Annotated in this window: 19 protein-coding genes and 1 pseudogene; 3 read left to right on the forward strand and 17 right to left on the reverse strand. The window is 69.9% G+C overall.

Annotation, left to right across the window (positions count from 1 at the left end; genetic code table 11):
* Window positions 1-13: 13 nt before the first annotated feature.
* From QFZ67_RS15300 to QFZ67_RS15315, 4 genes and pseudogenes are all read right to left on the reverse strand, one after another.
* Window positions 14-1,456, reverse strand: a complete 1,443-nt coding sequence (locus QFZ67_RS15300; protein WP_307661657.1) for an NAD(P)H-hydrate dehydratase — start codon at window positions 1,454-1,456, stop codon at window positions 14-16.
* A 4-nt stretch (window positions 1,457-1,460) separates the two neighbouring features.
* Window positions 1,461-1,829 carry a holo-ACP synthase gene (locus QFZ67_RS15305; protein ID WP_307661658.1) on the reverse strand — a complete coding sequence of 123 codons (369 nt, stop codon included), beginning with the start codon at window positions 1,827-1,829 and terminating at the stop codon, window positions 1,461-1,463.
* Window positions 1,826-3,673 (reverse strand): glutamine--fructose-6-phosphate transaminase (isomerizing), encoded by a 1,848-nt coding sequence (gene glmS, locus QFZ67_RS15310; RefSeq protein ID WP_307661659.1) that lies wholly within the window; start codon window positions 3,671-3,673, stop codon window positions 1,826-1,828. Before glmS ends, QFZ67_RS15305 begins: the two co-directional genes overlap by 4 nt.
* A 128-nt stretch (window positions 3,674-3,801) precedes the next feature.
* Window positions 3,802-3,970 (reverse strand): annotated as a pseudogene (locus QFZ67_RS15315) (ATP-binding cassette domain-containing protein); the annotation flags it as partial.
* A gap of 177 nt (window positions 3,971-4,147) precedes the next feature.
* Here QFZ67_RS15315 and coaA point away from each other — a divergent pair.
* Together coaA and QFZ67_RS15325 are read left to right on the forward strand one after the other, a co-directional pair.
* Window positions 4,148-5,143, forward strand: a complete 996-nt coding sequence (gene coaA / locus QFZ67_RS15320) for a type I pantothenate kinase (protein WP_307661660.1) — start codon at window positions 4,148-4,150, stop codon at window positions 5,141-5,143.
* A gap of 59 nt (window positions 5,144-5,202) precedes the next feature.
* Window positions 5,203-6,150 (forward strand): DUF389 domain-containing protein, encoded by a 948-nt coding sequence (locus tag QFZ67_RS15325; protein ID WP_307661661.1) that lies wholly within the window; start codon window positions 5,203-5,205, stop codon window positions 6,148-6,150.
* 80 nt (window positions 6,151-6,230) lie between these two features.
* Here QFZ67_RS15325 and glmM read toward each other — a convergent pair whose 3' ends face one another.
* The 5 genes from glmM to QFZ67_RS15350 all read right to left on the reverse strand — a co-directional run bounded on the left by glmM (window position 6,231) and on the right by QFZ67_RS15350 (window position 12,321).
* Window positions 6,231-7,589, reverse strand: a complete 1,359-nt coding sequence (gene glmM, locus QFZ67_RS15330) for a phosphoglucosamine mutase (RefSeq protein WP_307661662.1) — start codon at window positions 7,587-7,589, stop codon at window positions 6,231-6,233.
* Between the two features lie 142 nt (window positions 7,590-7,731).
* The gene (gene rpsI, locus QFZ67_RS15335) at window positions 7,732-8,268 is read right to left on the reverse strand and encodes a 30S ribosomal protein S9 (protein ID WP_373430050.1); all 537 of its coding nucleotides are present in this window, start codon (window positions 8,266-8,268) and stop codon (window positions 7,732-7,734) included.
* 44 nt (window positions 8,269-8,312) lie between these two features.
* Window positions 8,313-8,756: a 50S ribosomal protein L13 gene (gene rplM, locus QFZ67_RS15340; RefSeq protein WP_307661663.1), complete on the reverse strand. Its 444-nt coding sequence runs from the start codon at window positions 8,754-8,756 to the stop codon at window positions 8,313-8,315.
* Between the two features lie 260 nt (window positions 8,757-9,016).
* Entirely contained in the window at window positions 9,017-10,615 is a 1,599-nt protein-coding gene (locus QFZ67_RS15345) for a serine/threonine-protein kinase (protein WP_307661664.1), read from the reverse strand.
* A gap of 86 nt (window positions 10,616-10,701) precedes the next feature.
* Window positions 10,702-12,321: an ABC-F family ATP-binding cassette domain-containing protein gene (locus tag QFZ67_RS15350; protein ID WP_307661665.1), complete on the reverse strand. Its 1,620-nt coding sequence runs from the start codon at window positions 12,319-12,321 to the stop codon at window positions 10,702-10,704.
* Window positions 12,322-12,376: 55 nt separating this feature from the next.
* Here QFZ67_RS15350 and QFZ67_RS15355 point away from each other — a divergent pair, with 55 nt between their 5' ends.
* Window positions 12,377-13,321, forward strand: coding sequence for a hypothetical protein (locus tag QFZ67_RS15355; RefSeq protein ID WP_307661666.1), 945 nt, complete (start codon window positions 12,377-12,379; stop codon window positions 13,319-13,321).
* On the opposite strand, the gene truA is transcribed toward QFZ67_RS15355, so the two are convergent.
* The 8 genes from truA to map all read right to left on the reverse strand — a co-directional run bounded on the left by truA (window position 13,289) and on the right by map (window position 18,447).
* The gene (gene truA, locus QFZ67_RS15360; protein WP_307661667.1) at window positions 13,289-14,161 is read right to left on the reverse strand and encodes a tRNA pseudouridine(38-40) synthase TruA; all 873 of its coding nucleotides are present in this window, start codon (window positions 14,159-14,161) and stop codon (window positions 13,289-13,291) included. The two genes, QFZ67_RS15355 and truA, sit on opposite strands and share 33 nt — an antisense overlap.
* A gap of 76 nt (window positions 14,162-14,237) precedes the next feature.
* On the reverse strand, window positions 14,238-14,738 hold the full coding sequence (rplQ, locus tag QFZ67_RS15365; RefSeq protein ID WP_307661668.1) for a 50S ribosomal protein L17: 501 nt from the start codon (window positions 14,736-14,738) through the stop codon (window positions 14,238-14,240).
* Window positions 14,739-14,870: 132 nt separating this feature from the next.
* Window positions 14,871-15,893, reverse strand: a complete 1,023-nt coding sequence (locus QFZ67_RS15370) for a DNA-directed RNA polymerase subunit alpha (RefSeq protein WP_003956430.1) — start codon at window positions 15,891-15,893, stop codon at window positions 14,871-14,873.
* Window positions 15,894-16,009: 116 nt separating this feature from the next.
* Window positions 16,010-16,414 (reverse strand): 30S ribosomal protein S11, encoded by a 405-nt coding sequence (rpsK, locus tag QFZ67_RS15375; protein ID WP_003956432.1) that lies wholly within the window; start codon window positions 16,412-16,414, stop codon window positions 16,010-16,012.
* Between the two features lie 65 nt (window positions 16,415-16,479).
* Window positions 16,480-16,860 carry a 30S ribosomal protein S13 gene (gene rpsM / locus QFZ67_RS15380; protein ID WP_307661669.1) on the reverse strand — a complete coding sequence of 127 codons (381 nt, stop codon included), beginning with the start codon at window positions 16,858-16,860 and terminating at the stop codon, window positions 16,480-16,482.
* A 196-nt stretch (window positions 16,861-17,056) separates the two neighbouring features.
* Window positions 17,057-17,170 (reverse strand): 50S ribosomal protein L36, encoded by a 114-nt coding sequence (gene rpmJ, locus QFZ67_RS15385; protein ID WP_003956441.1) that lies wholly within the window; start codon window positions 17,168-17,170, stop codon window positions 17,057-17,059.
* Window positions 17,171-17,229: 59 nt separating this feature from the next.
* Window positions 17,230-17,451 (reverse strand): translation initiation factor IF-1, encoded by a 222-nt coding sequence (gene infA, locus QFZ67_RS15390; RefSeq protein ID WP_003956442.1) that lies wholly within the window; start codon window positions 17,449-17,451, stop codon window positions 17,230-17,232.
* Window positions 17,452-17,610: 159 nt separating this feature from the next.
* The gene (gene map, locus QFZ67_RS15395; protein WP_307661670.1) at window positions 17,611-18,447 is read right to left on the reverse strand and encodes a type I methionyl aminopeptidase; all 837 of its coding nucleotides are present in this window, start codon (window positions 18,445-18,447) and stop codon (window positions 17,611-17,613) included.
* Window positions 18,448-18,478: the final 31 nt, after the last annotated feature.

An 18,478-nucleotide genomic window follows, 5' to 3' on the forward strand; every position in this document is an offset into this window, starting at 1 on the left:
TCACTCCCGCACGTCAGCCCGTCTCCTGCACGTCGCGCCACGCCGACCGCAGCGCCCCCGCCACCTCGTACGCCGTGATCGGCGCGCCCTCCGTGATCGCGTGGCGGGCCGCCAGGCCGTGCAGATACGCCGCCGCCGAGCCCGCGTCGCGAGCGTCGAGGCCCGCCGAGAGCAGCGCGCCCGTCAGGCCCGACAGGACGTCGCCGCTGCCGGCCGTCGCCAGCCAGGGCGTGCCCATGGGGTTCACCCGGACCGGGGAACGGCCGCCGTCCGGGGCGGCGACCAGTGTCGTCGAGCCTTTGAGCAGCACCGTCGCTCCAAAGCGCGAGGCCAGTTCCCGCACGGAGGCGAGCCGCGCGGACTCCACCTCCTCGCGCGGTACGCCCAGCAGCGCGGCCGCCTCCCCCGCGTGCGGGGTCAACAGCGTGGGCGCGCCGCGGTCCCGCAGCGCCGACGCGTCGAGCGGCCGCAGGCCGTCCGCGTCGACCAGGACCGGCACGTCGGAGTCCAGTACGTCCTGTACGACATCCAGACCGTCGCCGAGCCCCGGGCCGACGACCCACGCCTGCACCCGGCCCGCCTTCGACGGGGGTCCGCTGTGGACCAGGGCCTCCGGGAAGCGGGCGATCACAGCCTCCGCCGCGGGCCCGACGTACCGCACAGCCCCCGCGCCGCCGCGCAGCGCGCCCGCGACAGCGAGCACCGCCGCGCCCGGATAACGCGCGGACCCGGCGACGACGCCCACGACGCCCCGCCGGTACTTGTCGCTCTCCGCGGCCGGCGCCGGCAACAGCCGAGCCACATCCGCGTGTTGGAGCGCCTCGAGGTCCGGCACGGACGGCAGATGCGGCTCCAGGCCGATGCCGACGAGCCGCACCGTGCCCGCGTACTCCTTCGCCGGGTCGATCAGCAGCCCCGGCTTGTACGTACCGAAGGTCACCGTCGCATCCGCGCGCAGCGCCTCGCCCCGTACCTCCCCGGTGTCCGCCTCCACCCCGCTCGGCAGATCCACCGCGACGACGACGGCGTCGGACCCGCGCGCGGCCCGCGCCACCGGCAACGCGTCAGGACGCAGCCCGCCGTGCCCGCCGATCCCGGTGATGCCGTCCAGTACCAGGTCCGCCGCGGCCAGCACCTCGAAGGGGTCGTCCGCGACCCGACCGCCCGCGCCGAGCAGGGCGGCGAGGCCGCCCTCATGGATGCGCGCCCCCAGCGGGACCGCCGACACCCCGGCTCCCCGCCGCGCCAGCCGCGCCCCCGCGTACAGCGCGTCGCCGCCGTTGTCCCCGCTCCCGACGAGCAGCACGACCCGCGCGCCGTACACCCGGCCGAGCAGATCCGCGCAGGCCGCGGCGAGCCCGGCAGCGGCCCGTTGCATGAGCGCGCCCTGTGGCAGGCGCGCCATCAGTTCGGCCTCGGCGGTCCGTACGGTCTCCACGCTGTAAGCGGTACGCATACGGTCAACCCTCCGCGATCACCACCGCCGACGCCACCCCCGCGTCGTGACTGAGCGACACATGCCAGGACCGCACACCGAGCTCGGCCGCCCGCGCCGCCACCGTCCCGTGTACCCGCAGCCGCGGCTGCCCGCTGTCCTCGACGTACACCTCGGCGTCGGTCCAGTACAGCCCGCCGGGCGCGCCGAGCGCCTTGGCGACCGCCTCCTTGGCGGCGAACCGCGCCGCCAAGGAGGCGTATCCCCGCTGCTCACCGCTGGGCAGCAGCAACTCCCGCTCCAGGAACAGCCGTCCGGCCATGTTTGGCGTACGCCGCATCGTCGCGGCGAACCGGTCGATCTCGGCGACGTCAATCCCCACCCCGATGATCATTCGACGGTGACAGACTTCGCGAGGTTCCGCGGCTGGTCGACCTCATTGCCGCGCGCCGTCGCCAGCTCGCACGCGAAGACCTGCAATGGCACGGTCGACACCAGCGGTTGCAGCAGCGTCGGCGTGGCCGGGATCCGGATCAGGTGATCCGCGTACGGCACCACCGTGTCGTCCCCCTCCTCCGCGATCACGATCGTCCGCGCCCCGCGCGCCCGGATCTCCTGGATATTGGAGACGAGCTTGTCGTGCAGCACCGAACGCCCACGCGGCGACGGCACCACGACCACCACCGGCAGATCCTCCTCGATCAGCGCGATCGGCCCATGCTTGAGCTCGCCCGCCGCAAAGCCCTCCGCGTGCATGTACGCCAGTTCCTTCAGCTTCAGCGCGCCCTCCAGCGCCACCGGATAGCCCACATGCCGCCCCAGGAACAGCACCGTGTTCTTGCCGGCGAGCGAGCGCGCCAGCTCTCGCACCGGCTCCATCGTCTCCAGGACACGCTCGACCGCCGCCGAGATCTGCGCCAAGTCCCGGATGACGGCCTGGATTTCGTCGCCCCACTTGGTGCCGCGCACCTGCCCCAGATACAGCGCCACCAGATAGCAGGCCACCAGTTGCGTCAGAAACGCCTTGGTCGACGCGACCGCGACCTCGGGACCCGCGTGTGTGTACAGCACGGCGTCGGACTCGCGTGGAATCGTCGAGCCGTTCGTATTGCAGATGGCCAGCACCTTCGCGCCCTGCTCGCGCGCGTGCCGCAGAGCCATCAGGGTGTCCATGGTCTCGCCGGACTGGGAGATCGCGATCACCAGCGTCCGCTGGTCCAGGATCGGGTCCCGATAGCGGAACTCGCTCGCCAGCTCCACCTCGCACGGGATACGGGTCCAGTGCTCGATGGCGTACTTCGCGATCAGTCCGGCGTGGAAGGCAGTGCCGCACGCCACGATGACGACCTTGTCGGCCTCCCGCAGCACGGACACCGGGATCCGGATCTCGTCGAGCGTCAGCGACCCGCCGGCGTCGATCCGCCCGAGCAACGTATCGGCGACAGCCTTGGGCTGCTCGGCGATCTCCTTGAGCATGAAGTAGTCATAGCCCCCCTTTTCGGCCGCGGAAGCATCCCAGTCCACGTGGTACGTCCGCACCTGAGCGGGCGCACCGTCGAAGTCGGTGACCGTCACGCCGTCCCGGCGGAGCTCCACCACCTGATCCTGCCCCAGCTCGATCGCGGACCGCGTGTGGGCGATGAACGCGGCCACGTCCGACGCGAGGAAGGCCTCACCTTCCCCAACGCCCACCACCAGTGGGGAGTTCCGCCGCGCGCCGACCACCACATCCGGCTCGTCCGCGTGCACGGCGACCAACGTGAAGGCGCCCTGCAGCTGCCGGCACACCTGCCGCATCGACTCGGCGAGGTCCCCGCACGACGAGAACGACTCCGCGAGCAGATGCGCCACGACCTCGGTGTCTGTCTCCGACGCCAGTTCGTGCCCGCGTGTCTCCAACTCGGCCCGCAGCGCCGCGAAGTTCTCGATGATCCCGTTGTGTACGACGGCGACGCGCCCCGCGTTGTCCAGATGGGGATGGGCGTTGGCGTCGGTCGGCCCGCCGTGCGTGGCCCACCGGGTGTGCCCGATGCCGGTGGACCCGGCCGGCAGCGGCCGGTCCACCAACTCCTTCTCCAGGTTGACGAGCTTGCCCGCCTTCTTCGCCGCGGCCAGCCCGCCGTCGGCGAGTACCGCCACACCGGCCGAGTCGTAGCCCCGGTACTCGAGCCGCTTGAGGCCCGCGACGACCACATCAAGCGCCGACTGTCCGCCGACGTAACCCACGATTCCGCACATGTCCGCAGCCTACGACCCCCGTCAGGCCTTCGCCCGGTACGCCCGCATCGCCAGCGGGTAGGACACGGCGGCTATCCCGGAGGCCCACAGCAGCGGCCACAGCACCGGCTCGGCCACCTCGCCGTCCATGGCCGGAGCAGTGTGGCGAAGATCCGCACCGCCGTCGTCTTCCCCCGCCCCGTTGGGCCCGAGCAGCCCGAGCACCGTGCCTGTACGGGCCGCCAGATCCACTCCGGCCGGCGCCCGGGTCTCCTTGAACCGTTTGGCCAGGTCCTCCGCCTGGATCGCGTACGTCATGGGATTCCCCTCAGGGTCGGCGGGGGCCGGGGTCGGCGGGGGCCGGGGTCGGCGCCCACTCCTTCCAAAACTGTGACGTCCGCCACTGACATTCCGCTCTCGCCGGCTGCGGCCCAGCGCCCCGCGCGTGACCGATCCCACCCGCCACTGCGTCCATGAAGCCGCGACAATGACCGTGTGATCTCTTCGCCGCCACGAAGCGCCCACCGCCGGGCCGAGCACGCGTCGACGCCGTATGTCGACCTGACCCGCGCGGAGTGGAGCGCCCTGCGCGACAAAACCCCGCTCCCCCTCACCGCCGAGGAGGTCGAGCGGTTGCGCGGTCTCGGCGATGTCATCGACCTGGACGAGGTACGGGACGTCTACCTCCCGCTGTCTCGACTGCTCAATCTGTACGTACAGGCCACCGCCGGTCTGCGCGGCGCGCTCAACACCTTCCTGGGCGACGCCGGCAATGGCCACGGCGCGCAGCGCGGCACCCCCTTCGTCATAGGAGTCGCCGGCTCCGTCGCGGTCGGCAAGTCCACCGTCGCCCGTCTGCTCCAGGCTCTGCTGGCCCGCTGGCCGGAGCACCCGCGGGTCGAGCTGGTCACCACCGACGGCTTCCTGCTCCCCATGAAGGAGCTCCAGGACCGCGGCCTGACGTCGCGCAAGGGTTTCCCCGAGTCGTACGACCGGCGCGCCCTGACCCGTTTCGTCGCCGACATCAAGGCGGGCAAGGACGAGGTCACCGCCCCGGTCTACTCCCACCTGATCTACGACATCGTGCCGGGCGAGCGCCTCACCGTCCGCCGCCCGGACATCCTGATCGTCGAGGGCCTCAACGTCCTCCAGCCGGCCCTGCCCGGCAAGGACGGCCGCACGCGAGTCGGTCTCGCCGACTACTTCGACTTCAGTGTGTACGTCGACGCCCGCCCCGAGGACATCGAGACCTGGTATCTCAACCGTTTCCGCAAGCTGCGCGAAACGGCGTTCCAGAACCCGTTCTCGTACTTCCGGAAGTACACCCAGGTCTCCGAGGAGGAGGCGCTGGACTACGCCCGTACGATGTGGCGCACCATCAACAAACCCAATCTGCTGGAGAACGTGGCTCCGACGCGCGGCCGTGCCACGCTGGTGCTGCGCAAGGGCCCCGACCACAAGGTCCAGCGCCTGTCCCTGCGCAAGCTCTGACGCGTGCTCCGACGCAACTCCGACGCCGACTCCGGCGCCAACTCCGAGGAGCCGCCGGCGTGCTGCACCTTCGCCTGATCACCCCGGCCGACCGCACCGCCGAAGTGGTCCGGCTGATCGAGACGACCGTCGGCACGACGCACCTCGCCGTCGTGCCCGGCGCCGCCCGCAATCCCCCGGGCGACCTGGTGATGTGCGATGTCGCGCGCGAGGCGGGCGACGAACTGATCGGCGGCCTGCGCGCGCTCGGCATCGACGAGTCCGGCTCGATCGCCGTCGAGAACATCGGTCTCTCGCTGTCCAGGCGTGCCGACACGGCGGAGGAGGAGGCTCCGGGCGAGGGCGTGGACGCGGTCCTGTGGGAGCACCTGGCGGACGCGACGCACGAGGAGTCGACGCTCTCGGTCACGTACATCGCGTTCCTGGCGCTGGCGACGATGATCGCGGCGTGCGGCGTGGTGCTCGACAACGCGATCCTGATCGTGGGCGCGATGGCGGTGGGCCCGGAGTTCGGCCCGCTGGCGGGCTTCTGCACAGCGCTGGTGCAGCGCGCCCCGCGGCTGGCGTGGCGCTCGTTCCTGGCGCTGATCGTGGGCTTCGCCGCGGCGATGCTCGTGACGGTGGTCTTCAGCTACTTCATGGACTCGGTGAACCTCTTCGAGCAGGAGCTGCTGGCGGCGAAACGTCCCAACACCAACTTCATCTACCGCCCCGACTGGTTCTCGTTCGTGGTTGCAGTCCTGGCGGGCGCGGCCGGCATGCTCTCGCTGACCTCGGCGAAGTCGGGTGCGCTGGTGGGCGTGGCGATCTCGGTCACCACGGTGCCGGCGGCGGCGAACGCGGCGGTGGCTTTCAGCTTCCAGGAGTACAAGCAGGCGTGGGGCTCGACGGGGCAACTGCTGCTCAATCTGCTGGGCATTGTGCTGGCGGGCACGCTGACGCTGCTCGCCCAGAAGTTCTTCTGGGCGAGGCAGCGGGAGCGTACGGCGGCCAAGTCGCTGCTCTGATACGGCGATATACGCGCTATACGCGATACGCCGCCCGGCCCCGTCGGGGGCCGGGCGGCGTATCGCTTTGCGTGATCAGGTCAGCCGAGCGCGGACTTCACCGCATCGGCCAGCCGCCCGGCGACCGAGCGGGCCTGCTCGATGTCGGCGGCCTCCACCATTACCCGTACGAGCGGCTCCGTACCCGACGGGCGCAGCAGTACGCGGCCGGTGGCGCCCAGTTCGCGCTCCGCCTCGGAGACGGCCCCCGCCAGCTCCGCGGACGTGTTCACCCGCGACTTGTCCACGTCCGGCACATTGATGAGCACCTGCGGCAGCCGGTCCATGACTCCCGCCAGGTCGGCCAGCGAGCGGCCGGTAGCGGCGACGCGCGCCGCCAGCATCAGGCCGGTGAGTGTGCCGTCGCCGGTCGTCGCGTGGTCGAGCACGATGACATGCCCGGACTGCTCGCCGCCCAGCGCGTACCCCTCGGCCTTCATCGACTCAAGGACGTACCGGTCGCCGACCGCGGTCTGCACCAGCTTTACGCCCTCGCGCTCCATCGCCAGCTTGAAGCCGAGGTTGGACATGACGGTGGCGACGACGGTGTCCTTGCGCAGCGCCCCGGCCTCGCGCATCGCGAGGGCGAGCACAGCCAGGATCTGGTCCCCGTCGACTTCCTCGCCCGCGCCGTCGACGGCCAGGCAGCGGTCCGCGTCGCCGTCGTGCGCGATACCCAAGTCCGCGCCGTGCTCGACGACTGCGGCCTTCAGCAGACCCAAGTGGGTGGACCCGCAGCCGTCGTTGATGTTGAGCCCGTCCGGGTCGGCGCCAATGGTGACGACCTCGGCCCCGGCCCGCGCGAAGGCCTCGGGCGAGACGCGGAAGGCCGCGCCGTGCGCCTCGTCGAGGACGACCTTCAGCCCGTCCAGCCGGTTCGGCAGTACGGAGATGAGGTGGGCGACGTACTTGTCGAGGCCCTCGTCGTAGTCCGTCACGCGTCCGACGCCGGCGCCGGTCGGCCGCTCCCACGGCTCACCGGTCCGGTGCTGCTCGTACACCGTCTCGATACGGTCCTCGAGCTTGTCGGCGAGCTTGTGCCCGCCGCGCGCGAAGAACTTGATGCCGTTGTCCGGCATGGCGTTGTGGCTCGCGGAGAGCATCACGCCGAGGTCGGCGCCCAGCGCACCGGTGAGGTACGCCACCGCGGGGGTGGGCAGCACACCGACGCGGAGGACGTCCACGCCCGCGCTTGCGAGACCCGCCACGACGGCGGCCTCCAGAAACTCTCCCGACGCACGCGGATCACGGCCGACCACGGCGGTCGGCCGATGTCCCTCAAAGGTCCCCGCCTCGGCGAGCACATGCGCCGCAGCGACCGACAGGCCGAGCGCGAGCTCCGCCGTCAGATCCGCATTGGCGACACCGCGCACGCCGTCCGTGCCGAAGAGTCGTCCCACAGCTGTCCTCCGAAAATGCTCCGAAAATGCAAGCCTCTGGGCGCCATAGCCCGTTATACGCCCGAGGTTGTCGATAAACGAACGCCCCGGCAGCACTGAGTGCCGCCGGGGCGAACGAAAGCCGTACAGGCCAGCGTGCGATTTAGCGCTTGCTGTACTGCGGGGCCTTGCGGGCCTTCTTGAGACCGGCCTTCTTGCGCTCGACCGCACGGTCGTCGCGGGAGAGGAAGCCGGCCTTCTTCAGCGGGGCGCGGTTGTTGTCCACGTCCGCCTCGTTCAGGGCGCGGGCCACGCCGAGGCGCAGGGCGCCGGCCTGGCCGGAGACGCCGCCACCCGAGATACGGGCGATGACGTCGTAGCGGTTGTCGAGCTCGAGCACCTTGAAGGGCTCGTTGACTTCCTGCTGGTGCACCTTGTTGGGGAAGTAGTCCTCAAGGGTGCGACCGTTGATCTTCCACTTGCCAGTGCCCGGAACGATCCGGACGCGGGCGATGGCGTTCTTGCGACGGCCCAGGCCGGCAGCGGGCTGGGGGTCGCCGAAGCGGGACGCCAGCGACTCGCTGGTGTACTCGCCCTCGACGGGAACCTCCGACTCGAAGGTGGTCACCTCGGCGAAGGTCTCTTCAGCCTCGGTGCCCGCCACGTCGTCGGCGGTCGTCTCTGCAGTGGTCTCGGCCACGATTCTCCTCAGATCTTTCTGTACGTCTTAGGGGGTGGCCGGAACTACTGCGCGACCTGGGTGATCTCGAACGGGACCGGCTGCTGAGCAGCGTGCGGGTGCTCGGCGCCCGCGTAGATCTTCAGCTTCGAGAGCATCTGACGACCCAGGGTGTTCTTGGGGATCATGCCCTTGATGGCCTTCTCCACAGCCTTCTCCGGGCTCTTGGCAAGCAGCTCGTCGTAGCGGACGGAGCGCAGACCACCCGGGTACCCGGAGTGGCGGTACGCCATCTTCTGGGTCTTCTTGTTGCCGGAGAGGTGAACCTTCTCGGCGTTGATGATGATGACGAAGTCGCCCATGTCCATGTGGGGGGCGTAAATCGGCTTGTGCTTGCCCCGGAGGAGGTTCGCTGCCGTAGTCGCCAGACGGCCCAGGACAATGTCCTGCGCGTCGATGATGTGCCACTGGCGCGTGACATCGCCGGGCTTGGGGCTGTACGTACGCACGGTCGTAGCCTTCGCTTCTTCAGTGATGGGGCCTCCCCAAGCCCCAGGGCTTAGGGGAAGGGTCCTGACTGGGCCACCCGGACGATCACGACAGCCTTGGCGGCGCTACGGGGACGCAACCCGAGTGCCTGCCGCTGGTCATCGGCCCGGTGGACCGGCGTAAGGGCCCCTCACGTGAGATAGAGCAAGCCAATACGCATAACGAACCAGAAGAATACCCGCGCTCCCCCGGGCGGGTCAAAACCGGTGACGGGTACCGGTCAGGGCGCGCCCAGCGCCTTGGCCAGAAACTCGGCCTCGTTGGCCCCGAGCCGCACGGCGATGATCGCGTTCCCGCCGGGCAGCCGCTCAATGATCGCCGGGCTTGCCAGCAGCCGATTGTCGCCCTGGACGAACGCGAGCTGGTCCTCCGGCCTGGGCCGGCCCGCGACCTGCCCGGTCAGCTCGGCGAACTTCCCCTTGTCGGCATCCTCGAAGGTGACCTTGACGGCCCAGCCGCTCATCCCCCGCTCCTTGTTCTCGAAGGCGGAAACCTCCTTGAATCTGTTGACGGTCATCCCGGGCGCCGTCGACACGACGACGCAGGTCTGGCGGTCGTCCGAGGTGAAGGACCGGCCGTCAGGCGCACCGGTCGGGCACGTCCCGGCGGACTCGCTCGCCACCTCCAGGATGCGCACGGGTTTGTCCGGGGCATTCGTGGCTGCGGTCCCGCCGCCCTCCCACGGACGTACCACAAGGACCACCGCGAGCCCTACGGCGAGCACCGCCGCCCCGGCAGCCAACCAGAGCCGGCCGCCCCGGGCCGGACCCGGCGGCCCCGCCGTGGCCATCCGCGAGGTCGGCCGAGGCGCCGGTACCGCGTCCGTCACCGCGTCCGGCTGCACCCGCCGCCGGGCGTCCTCCACCGCGCGGGTCCGCCGCTCCCGGTGCCGCTCGATGGCCTCGGTCCACGCCGGATTCAGCCAGTCCTCGCCGCTACGGGCGTCCGGCCGCTCGCTGAGCCGGGACCCGCAGTACGCCAGGATCTCGGCCGGGGCGGGGCGGTCGGCCGGGTCCACGGACAGGCACGGCAGGATCAGCGCGTCGAGCTCCGGGGGCAGCCCGGAGACGTCGAGATCGCCAGTCGCCGCCCGCACCAGCTGCTCCATCGCGGAGCCCGCGCCGCCGTCGCGGTACGGCGCCCGGCCCGTCGCCAGATAGAAGAGGGTCGCCCCGAGCGAGAACACGTCCGAGGCCGCGGTGGTCGGCTCGCCCCGCGCCTGCTCGGGCGCGGCGTAGGCGACCGTTCCCAGTGCCACCTGCGTACGGGTCACATCACCGGCCTGCGAGATGCCGAAGTCGATCACCCGCGGGCCTTCGACCGGGAGCAGTACGTTCGACGGCTTCACATCCCGGTGCACCAGGCCGGCCGCGTGGATGGAGACCAGGGCCTCGGCCATTCCGGCCGCCACCCAGTGGAGCGCACTCGCGCCGAGAGTCCCGCAGCCGTCGACGAGGTCCCGCAGCGAGGGCGCGGGGATGTACTCGGTGGCCATCCACGGCACCGCCGCGCCCGCGTCGGCCTCGACGACGCTCGCGGTGTAGACGCCCCGGACCCGCTGCGCCAGCACCACCTCGCGGGCGAACCGCCGCCGGTCGTCCTCGCTGTCGGTGAGGAGCGTCTTCACGGCGACCGTACGGCCGCCGGGCGATCGGGCGAGATAGATCCGCCCCATGCCACCACTGGCCAGCTCGGCCAGCACCGTGAACGGCCCGAATCTGCCGCGACCCACTTCGACCGCATCCGCGATCCCGTCACCCTGCACGCCCGCCCCCCGGGTCCCGCCCCACCCGTCAACGGCCGCCACTGTAACGGCCATTGACCGCCTCGCTCCAGATGCGGCCGAGCCCCGGTTCGCGAACGGGCGGGCCCCCTACCGCACCCAGGCCCGCCGACCGCCCGAAGTCACCGCACCCGATCCACCCTCCGTTCGTCCCACACCGGCTCCCCCGTCTCCCGCACCACCCCGTCCGACCCGAACACCAGATACCGGTCGAACGCCCGCGCGAACCACCGGTCGTGCGTCACCGCCAGCACCGTCCCGTCGTACGCCTCGAGCCCCTCCTGCAGGGCCTGAGCCGACTCCAGGTCCAGGTTGTCCGTCGGCTCGTCCAGCAGCAGGGCCGTCGTCCCCTCCAGCTCCAGCAGCAGGATCTGGAACCGCGCCTGCTGCCCGCCCGACAGCTTCTCGAAGGGCTGGTCGCCCTGGCGCTCCAGCTCGTACCGGCGCAGCACGCTCATCGCGCCGCCCCGGTCCTTCGCATGCTCCGTCCACAGGATGTCGACCAGCGTCCGCCCCAGCAGCTCCGGATGCGCATGCGTCTGCGCGAAGTGCCCGGGCACCACCCGCGCCCCCAGCTTCCACTCCCCGGTGTGGGAGACCGCATCCCCCGCCAGCAGCCGCAGGAAGTGCGACTTCCCGGACCCGTTCGAGCCGAGCACGGCGACCCGCTCCCCGTAGAAGACCTCCAGGTCGAACGGTTTCATCAGGCCGGTCAGCTCGAGACCGGCACACGTCAGCGCCCGCACCCCGGTACGGCCGCCCCGCAGCCGCATCCGGATCTCCTGCTCGCGCGGCGGCTCCGGCGGCGGCCCCGCCTCCTCGAACTTCTTGAAGCGCGTCTGCATCGCCCGGTACCGCGACGCCATGTCCGGGCTGATCGCCGCCTGCTGCCGCAGCCGCAGCACCAGCGCCTTCAGCCGCGCATGCTCCTCGTCCCAGCGCCGCTTCAGCTCCTCGAAGCGCGCGAAGCGCTCCTTGCGCGCCTCGTGGTACGTACCGAAGCCGCCGCCGTGCACCCACACGTCCGACCCCGCAGGACTCGGCTCCACGCTCACGATCCGCTCCGCCGCCCGCGACAGCAGCTCCCGGTCGTGGGAGACGAAGAGGACCGTCTTACGGGTCTCCCTCAGCCGCTCCTCCAGCCACCGCTTGCCCGGCACGTCCAGATAGTTGTCCGGCTCGTCCAGCAGCAGCACTTCGTCCGGCCCCCGCAGCAGCGCCTCGAGCACCAGTCGCTTCTGCTCACCGCCACTCAGAGTCCGTACGAGCCGCCACTGCGCCTTCTCGTACGAAACGCCCAGCGCGGCCATCGTGCACATGTCCCAGACGGTCTCGGCCTCGTACCCCCGCGCCTCCGCCCAGTCGCTCAGCGCCTGCGCGTACTTCATCTGCGCGGCCTCGTCGTCCACCGTCATGATCAGGTGCTCCGCGGCGTCCACCGCCCGCGACGCCTCGCGGATCCGCGGCTGCGCCACCGACACCAGCAGGTCCCGTACGGTCCGCTCGTCCCGTACCGAGCCGACGAACTGCCGCATCACGCCGAGCCCGCCGCTGACCGACACCGTGCCGCCGTGCGGCTGCAGCTCCCCCGCCATCAGCCGCAGCAGCGTCGTCTTGCCCGCACCGTTCGCCCCGACCAGGGCGACCACCGCGCCCTCCCCCACCCGGAACGAGGCGTCGCCGAGAAGCACCCGTCCGTCCGGTAGGTAGTACTCCAGATGCGCCGCCTCGAGATGTCCCATGCGCCGATTCTCGCCGCCGCCGTCCCCCTCGCCCAACAGGTTTAGGATGCGCGGCATGAGCTTTGGGCAGGGGGGACCTCAGTGGGGCCCCGGTGGACAGAATCAGAACCCGTACGGGGGGCAAGACCCTTACAACTCCGGGCCGGGCGCACCCGACCCCTTCGGCCTGCGCGCGAGCGCGCAGGCGGACACACCGGACTGGGCCGCGCTGGCCGACGCATCAGCCGCCCGCGCCCGCCGCAAGCGGTGGCTGCTGGTCGGCGGCGGCGCACTCGCGACCGCCCTGATAGCCGGCGTCGTGGCGACCGGGATCGTCTCCTCCAACAGCGACGGGGGCAACCAGGCCGGGGACAAGAACGCGAGCGAGCTGCCCGCGGCCCCCGACCTGCCCAGCGACACCACCCGGCCCGAACCGTCCTTCTCCTCGGTCGCGCCGCTGCCGCCGCCGAACCCGAAGGACTTCATCTCCGACGAGAAGAAGGACACGGCGCCGCTAAGCGCGGAGATCCTCTTCCCGGGCAAGAAGCTGACGATGGGCGACCGGGTCTACGCCAAGGGCGCCACCGCCCGCACCGGCACCTGCCCCTCCGCGACACAGGGCGCGCTCGGCTCGGTCCTCGAGAAGAACGGCTGCGACCAGGTCTTCCGCGCCACGTACAGCAAGGACGGCATCGCCGTCACCGTCGGCGTCGCGGTCTTCGGCACCGAGGCTGAGGCCAAGAAGGCGGCCCAGCAGGCGCAGGGCAATATCGCCCCGCTCGCCGGCGCCGGCGTCGGGGGCTTCTGCAAGGGCGGCCCGGTCTGCCGGTTCACCGCCAACTCCTACGGCCGCTACGTCTACTTCACCGCCACCGGCTACACCAAGGCCAAGTCCGTCACCAAGGGCGATACCAAGGCATTCCAGACGGGCGACGACCTCGCGGAGTTCACGTTCCGTCAGATCGTGCGCCGCGGCGAGGCCCAGGCCTCAGCAGCAGCCACCGCTCCCGCCGGACAGTGACCCCGGCAGTGACCGCTTGTTGCGGGCCTCCCGGTTCCGGGCGGCCAGCAACTCGTCGGCGGGGTAACCGACTTCCTCCAGCGTGAGGCCGTGCGGCCGCACCACATGGACGGCCGAGTCCCGCACCCCCGCGGCAAGCACCTTGGCCGGCCACTCCACCGGCCGGTGCCCGTCCCCCACGAACAGCAGCGCGCCGACCAGCGAACGCACCATGTTGTGGCAGAAGGCATCGGCCTTCACGGTCGCGGTGACGATCCCCGCCTCGTCCCGCTCCCACGCGAACTGCTGGAGCGTACGAATGGTGGTGGCGCCCTCACGCTTCTTGCAGTACGCCGCGAAGTCGTGCTCCCCGACCAGCCCGGCCGCGGCCGCGTTCATGGCCTCGACGTCCAACGGCCAGTCGTGCCACAGCACATGACCGCGCAGCAGCGGGTCGACGCCCCCGGGGTTGTCGGTCACCCGGTACGCGTACCGCCGCCAGATCGCCGAGAAGCGCGCGTTGAACCCGACGGGGGCCTCCTCGGTCTTCCAGACGCGCACATCGTGCGAGAGCCGCCCGGCCAGCCGCCGCAGCAGCTTGTCCTGGTGCTCGGCCCAGACGCTCTGAGGCAGATCGACGTGCGCGACCTGCCCGCGCGCGTGCACCCCGGCGTCGGTGCGCCCGGCGACTGTCAGTTCGTACGTCTGCGAGGACCGCGTTACCGTACGCAGCGCATCCTCGATCTCCCCCTGGACGGTCCGCCGCCCACCGGCCTGCTTGGCCCACCCGGAGAAGTCCTTGCCGTCGTACGACAGATCCAGCCGTACCCGGACGTACCCCGGCTCCACCTCATCGCTCACGCGACAGATCCTCTCGAAGCGGAACGGGCCCGCACCCCCGAAGGGATACGGGCCCGTCCGTCAGCCTTCAGAACGCTCAGGCGTCCTTGGACTCGTCCGCCGCAGCGGCGTCGCCCTCGGGCTTGGCGTCCTCGACGACCTCGTCCTTCTTGAGGGCGTCTTCCTTGACCGCGCGCTTGGCAGCGGCCTCGGCCTCGGCAACGGTCGCCTTCTTCGCGATCTCACCCTCGACCAGCTCGATCACAGCCATCGGGGCGTTGTCGCCACGACGGTTGCCGATCTTGGTGATACGGGTGTAGCCGCCCGGGCGCTCGGCGTAACGCGGAGCGATCTCGGTGAAGAGCGTGTGGACGACGCCCTTGTCCGTGATCGACTGCAGCACCAGGCGACGGTTGTGGATGTCGCCCTTCTTCGCCTTGGTGATCAGGCGCTCGGCGACCGGACGCAGGCGGCGGGCCTTGGCCTCGGTCGTGGTGATGCGGCCGTGCTCGAACAGCGACTTCGCAAGGTTCGCGAGAAGCAGACGCTCGTGCGCGGCGCTGCCGCCGAAACGGGCTCCCTTGGTGGGACGCGGCATGGTGTTTCTCCTTGTGATCTGCACCGGCCGTACCAGGTACCGGTGTCAGTTACCGGCGGGCGGCCGCCCACCGGAAGTGTGTGGATCAAGCCCGTCCGGCGATTGAGGACTCAACCGCCGGACGGGTCCCGATCAGTACTGCTCGGTCTCGACGAAACCGGCGTCCGCGTCATCGTCGGCACCAAAGGCGTCGGCGGCGGCGGTCGGGTCGAATCCGGGCGGGCTGTCCTTGAGCGCCAGGCCCATGCCGGCCAGCTTCGCCTTGACCTCGTCGATCGACTTCGCACCGAAGTTGCGGATGTCGAGCAGGTCGGCCTCGGAACGCGCCACGAGCTCACCCACGGAGTGGATGCCCTCGCGCTTGAGGCAGTTGTACGAACGAACGGTGAGCTCGAGCTCCTCGATCGGCAGCGCCAGGTCGGCAGCGAGCGCGGCGTCCGTCGGGGACGGACCCATGTCGATGCCCTCGGCGTCGATGTTGAGCTCGCGCGCCAGACCGAACAGCTCGACCAGGGTCTTACCGGCCGAAGCCATGGCGTCACGCGGACGCATGGCCTGCTTGGTCTCGACGTCGACGATCAGCTTGTCGAAGTCGGTGCGCTGCTCGACACGGGTCGCCTCGACCTTGTACGTGACCTTGAGCACCGGCGAGTAGATGGAGTCGACCGGGATACGGCCGATCTCCTGGCCCACCTGCTTGTTCTGCACGGCGGAGACGTAGCCGCGACCGCGCTCGACGGTCAGCTCCATCTCCAGCTTGCCCTTGCCGTTCAGCGTCGCGAGAACGAGGTCCGGGTTGTGGACCTCGACGCCGGCCGGCGGGGCGATGTCAGCAGCGGTGACCAGGCCGGGACCCTGCTTGCGCAGGTACATCACGACCGGCTCGTCGTGCTCCGAGGAGACGACCAGCTGCTTGATGTTCAGGATGAGGTCGGTGACGTCCTCCTTGACACCCGGCACGGTGGTGAACTCGTGCAGGACACCGTCGATCCGGATGCTGGTGACAGCAGCGCCGGGGATCGAGGAGAGGAGCGTACGGCGAAGGGAGTTTCCGAGGGTGTAGCCGAAGCCCGGCTCCAGCGGCTCGATCACGAACCGGGAACGGTACTCGTCGACGACCTCTTCGGTCAGCGACGGACGCTGAGCGATAAGCATGAGAAATGCCTCCAGTCTTGGCACCCACTATTTGATGCCAACGGAACAAGGGTACGGGCGGCACGCTCCAGAAGGAACGTACCGCCCAAAACCACAGATGCGTTACGCACCTGAGGTCAGACGCGCCTCCGCTTCGGGGGGCGGCAGCCGTTGTGCGGGGTGGGGGTGACGTCCTGGATCGAACCGACCTCGAGGCCCGTGGCCTGGAGGGAGCGGATCGCGGTCTCACGGCCGGAGCCGGGACCCTTGACGAAGACGTCGACCTTGCGCATGCCGTGCTCCTGCGCGCGGCGGGCGGCCGACTCGGCGGCCATCTGTGCGGCGAAGGGGGTGGACTTGCGCGAGCCCTTGAAGCCGACGTGGCCGGCGGAGGCCCAGGAGATCACGTTGCCCGAGGGGTCCGTGATCGAGACGATCGTGTTGTTGAACGTGCTCTTGATGTGGGCGTGCCCGTGAGCGACGTTCTTCTTTTCCTTGCGGCGCACCTTCTTGGCAGCGCCCTGACGACCCTTGGGGGGCATCTATTACTCCTACGGGAGGTGGTCGGTCCTACAGCGAAGACCGCTAATGAGCGTCCGGCTGAGGACTACTTCTTGCCCGGCTTCTTCTTACCGGCGATGGCGCGACGCGGGCCCTTGCGGGTACGAGCGTTCGTGCTGGTGCGCTGACCGTGGACCGGCAGGCCACGGCGGTGCCGCAGGCCCTGGTAGCAGCCGATCTCGATCTTGCGGCGAATGTCGGCCTGGACCTCGCGACGGAGGTCACCCTCGGTCTTGAGGTTGGCGTCCACGTACTCGCGGAGCTTGACCAGGTCCTCTTCGGGCAGATCACGAACGCGGGTGTTGGGGTCGACACCGGTGGCCGCAAGGGCTTCCTTGGACCGGGTACGCCCGATGCCGAAGACGTAGGTGAGGGCGATCTCGACGCGCTTTTCGCGCGGGAGGTCAACGCCGGAAAGGCGTGCCATTCATGGCTCCTGTTTAATTTCGGAGGTCTTCCGCAGAGCCATTCCGTGGCCGCCGACCCTTAGTGAAAAAGGAGGGTGGTACGGACCAGGTCCCCGGCCTCCACCGGGGGTATCGCCAGCCGAAGCCAGGCGGGATCTGCGTATGTACTTACTTACGTGCGTCGCCCGAAGAACTGCGAGTGCGAAAGGTCGTGCGTCAGCCCTGGCGCTGCTTGTGGCGCAGGTTGTCGCAGATGACCATGACCCGGCCGTGACGGCGGATCACCTTGCACTTGTCGCAGATCTTCTTGACGCTCGGCTTGACCTTCATGGGATGTGAGGTTCTCCGGGTCAGTGCCGTCACCCCACGGAATGGGGTGCCGACAAGATCTACTTGTACCGGTAGACGATCCGGCCACGCGTCAGGTCGTACGGAGAGAGCTCCACGACGACCCGGTCGTCCGGGAGGATACGGATGTAGTGCATCCGCATCTTGCCGGAGATGTGCGCGAGGACTTTGTGACCGTTCTGGAGTTCCACCTTGAACATCGCGTTCGGGAGGGACTCGATCACGGTGCCCTCAATTTCGATGGCACCTTGCTTCTTGGCCACGCTTCGCCCTTCGAATCGGCTACCTTGATCGACTCGCGCGGCCGCATGGAGACACACGGGTACACGAGAGCCGACGCATCAGTCTACGACAGGCCACTCGAAAAGACGAATCCGGCAAGTGTGCCCACCGACGGAGATCCTTAAGCGGCGGCGAGGGGGTCAGGCCAGCGGATCCGGGGCCGCCGTGATGCCGAGCTCCGCCAGCTTCGCCCTGCCGCCGTCAGGAGACGTGAGGACCAGCGGGCCCTCCTCCGTCAGCGCCACCGAGTGCTCCCAGTGCGAGGACCAGGTGCCATCCGTCGTGATGACCGTCCAGTCGTCCTGGAGCACCTCGGTGTGCGGGGTGCCGAGCGAGACCATCGGCTCGATCGCCAGGCAGAAGCCCGGGACCAGCTTCGGGCCCTTGCCGCGCTTGCGCGTGACGTAGTTCAGCAGGTGCGGGTCCATGTGCATCTCGGTGCCGATGCCGTGGCCGCCGTACTCCTCGATGATCCCGTACCGGCCGCCGCCCGGCTTCGGCTGGCGGCGGATGTACGTCTCGATCGCACGCGAGACGTCCACCAGCCGGTTGCCGTTCTTCATCGCTGCGATGCCGGCCCACATCGACTCCTCGGTGACCCGGGAGAGCTCGATCAGCTCCGGAGCGTGACCCGTGCCCACGAACGCGGTGAAGGCCGCGTCCCCGTGCCAGCCGTCGATGATCGCGCCGGCGTCGACCGAGATGATGTCGCCGTCCTTGAGGCCGGTCTTCTCGTCCGGGATGCCGTGCACGACGACCTCGTTCACCGACGTGCAGATGGTCGCGGGGAACCCGCCGTACCCAAGGAAGTTCGACTTCGCACCGTGGTCGGCGATCACCTTGCGGGCGACCTCGTCCAGATCCTTGGTGGTGGCGCCGGGCACCGCCGCCTCGCGGGTCGCCGCGTGGATCGCGGCGACGACCAGCCCCGCCTCTCGCATCTTCGCGATCTGCTCCGGGGTCTTGATCTGCACCATTGCCTTGCCTTCCACCTCTGACGTGTCTCTG

Source organism: Streptomyces sp. V1I1 (assembly GCF_030817355.1).
Lineage (GTDB): Bacteria > Actinomycetota > Actinomycetes > Streptomycetales > Streptomycetaceae > Streptomyces.

Coding starts and splice junctions, on each gene's coding strand:
- QFZ67_RS15300 (WP_307661657.1), bottom strand. CDS start 1,456: ATGCGTACCGCTTACAGCGTGGAGACCGTACGGACCGCCGAGGCCGAA.
- QFZ67_RS15305 (WP_307661658.1), bottom strand. CDS start 1,829: ATGATCATCGGGGTGGGGATTGACGTCGCCGAGATCGACCGGTTCGCC.
- glmS (WP_307661659.1), bottom strand. CDS start 3,673: ATGTGCGGAATCGTGGGTTACGTCGGCGGACAGTCGGCGCTTGATGTG.
- QFZ67_RS15345 (WP_307661664.1), bottom strand. CDS start 10,615: ATGGCCGTTACAGTGGCGGCCGTTGACGGGTGGGGCGGGACCCGGGGG.
- QFZ67_RS15350 (WP_307661665.1), bottom strand. CDS start 12,321: ATGGGACATCTCGAGGCGGCGCATCTGGAGTACTACCTACCGGACGGA.
- QFZ67_RS15355 (WP_307661666.1), top strand. CDS start 12,377: ATGAGCTTTGGGCAGGGGGGACCTCAGTGGGGCCCCGGTGGACAGAAT.
- rplQ (WP_307661668.1), bottom strand. CDS start 14,738: ATGCCGCGTCCCACCAAGGGAGCCCGTTTCGGCGGCAGCGCCGCGCAC.
- QFZ67_RS15370 (WP_003956430.1), bottom strand. CDS start 15,893: ATGCTTATCGCTCAGCGTCCGTCGCTGACCGAAGAGGTCGTCGACGAG.
- rpsK (WP_003956432.1), bottom strand. CDS start 16,414: ATGCCCCCCAAGGGTCGTCAGGGCGCTGCCAAGAAGGTGCGCCGCAAG.
- rpsM (WP_307661669.1), bottom strand. CDS start 16,860: ATGGCACGCCTTTCCGGCGTTGACCTCCCGCGCGAAAAGCGCGTCGAG.
- rpmJ (WP_003956441.1), bottom strand. CDS start 17,170: ATGAAGGTCAAGCCGAGCGTCAAGAAGATCTGCGACAAGTGCAAGGTG.
- map (WP_307661670.1), bottom strand. CDS start 18,447: ATGGTGCAGATCAAGACCCCGGAGCAGATCGCGAAGATGCGAGAGGCG.